The sequence below is a fragment of the Streptomyces sp. XM83C genome, assembly GCF_023072675.1.
Taxonomy (GTDB): domain Bacteria; phylum Actinomycetota; class Actinomycetes; order Streptomycetales; family Streptomycetaceae; genus Streptomyces; species Streptomyces thermocoprophilus.
Genome location: NZ_JALLGL010000547.1, coordinates 1 through 1,610, shown reverse-complemented (window position 1 = coordinate 1,610; position 1,610 = coordinate 1). Strand labels below are relative to the sequence as shown.

The window sequence follows — 1,610 nt, the reverse complement described above, 5'->3', positions numbered from 1 at the left end:
TGTGTATAAGAGCCAGGGGCCGGGGTGCGGCGGCGTGTGCCGGCGGGCTGCCCGGTGCCGGTGATGCGGGCGGCGGCGCGTTTCCCGGAGAGCAGGACGGTCGGTACGCCGACGCCGGGAGTGGTGCCGCAGCCGGCGAGTACGGCGTTCTCGGTGCCGCGGACCAGGTTGCGGGGGCGGAAGGGGCCGGTCTGGGTGAAGGTGTGGGCGACGGAGAACGGTGTGCCCGCCGCATGCCCCTGGGCGTGCCAGTCGGCGGGCGTGACCAGGCATTCCCGTTCGATGGCGGCGGCGAGACCGTCGAGGCCGCGCTGTTCGAGGACGCGCAGGACGCTGTCCCGGTAGCGGGGGCCGAGGTCGGTCCATTCGGCGGCGCTCGGTCCGATGTCGGTGTTGGGGCAGGGGGCGAGGATGTAGTGCAGATGGCGGCCCGGCGGTGCGAGCGTCGGATCGGTGGCCGTGGGCCGGGTGATCAGCAGGGAGGGGTCGCTCATCAGGCGTCCGGCGCGGGTGAGTTCGTCGAACGTGGAGTGCCAGGCCGCGCCGAAGGAGAGGGTGTGGTGGGCGAGGCGGCTCCAGGTGCGGTCGGTGCCGGCGTGCAGGACGACCGCGGACGGCGCGTGCCGCAGCGGCAGCGGCCGGCGGGGGCGGCGGCCGAGGAGCCGGTGGACGGCGGGCAGGTCGGGTGTGAGGACGACGGCGTCGCAGGGGATGCGGCCGTGGTCGGTGACGACGGAGGTGATCCGCTGCCCGACGCGTTCCAGCCGGGTCACCGTGTGCCCGTATCTGAGGTCGGCGCCGGCGTCGGAGGCGGCGTCGGCCATGGCGCGGGGCAGGGCGTGCATGCCGCCGCGGGGGAAGTACACGCCGGCGACCGTGTCCATGTACGCGATGACGGCGTACGCGGCGAGCGCGCGGGCGGGGGCGACACCGGCGTACAGGGACTGGAAGGAGAAGACGCGCCGCAGTCGTTCGTCGGTGAGGAAGCGGCCGATACGGGCGTCCAGCCGGCCGAAGCCGCCGAGCGCGGCCAGCCGGGCCAGGTCGGGGGTGAGCAGGTCCAGCGGCGAGTCGAAGTCGGCGTCGATGAAGCGGCGCATCTGCACCCGGTACAGCCGTCCCAGCCAGTCGCGCATCCGGCGGTATCCGTCGGCCTCGGCGGCACCGGCGAACCGCTCGACCTCGGCGGCCATGGCGTCCGCGTCGGTGTGCACGTCGAGGGCGCTGCCGTCGGCGAACTCGGCGCGGTAGGCGGGGTGCAGGGGGATCAGCTCGACGCGCCGGTACAGGCTGTCGCCGACCGCGGCGAACGCCTCGTCGGCGAGGTCGGGCATGGTCAGCACGGTCGGGCCGGTGTCGATGCGGTATCCGCCGAGGTCCTGTCGTCCGGCCCGGCCGCCGGGGCCGTCGTCCCGTTCGACGACGGTGACGTTCCGGCCGGCGCCGAGCAGATGCAGCGCGGCGGACAGTCCCGCGAGCCCGGCCCCCACGACCACGACATGCCGGGTGCGTCCGGGCACGGTACGGGTCATCGCGCGTCCTCCCCCGCCACGGCGCCGGCCGGAACGTCACCGTCGTCGAACGGGACGACGGCCCCGGCGGCCGGGCCG

At 75.1% G+C, this 1,610-nt stretch carries 1 protein-coding gene; it reads right to left on the bottom strand.

Annotated features, from left to right (window positions below; translation table 11 throughout):
• A partial coding sequence (gene crtI / locus MTQ10_RS30220) for a phytoene desaturase family protein (protein ID WP_247473807.1) occupies window positions 1-1,532 on the bottom strand: 1,532 nt, incomplete at its 3' end.
• Window positions 1,533-1,610 lie beyond the last annotated feature (78 nt).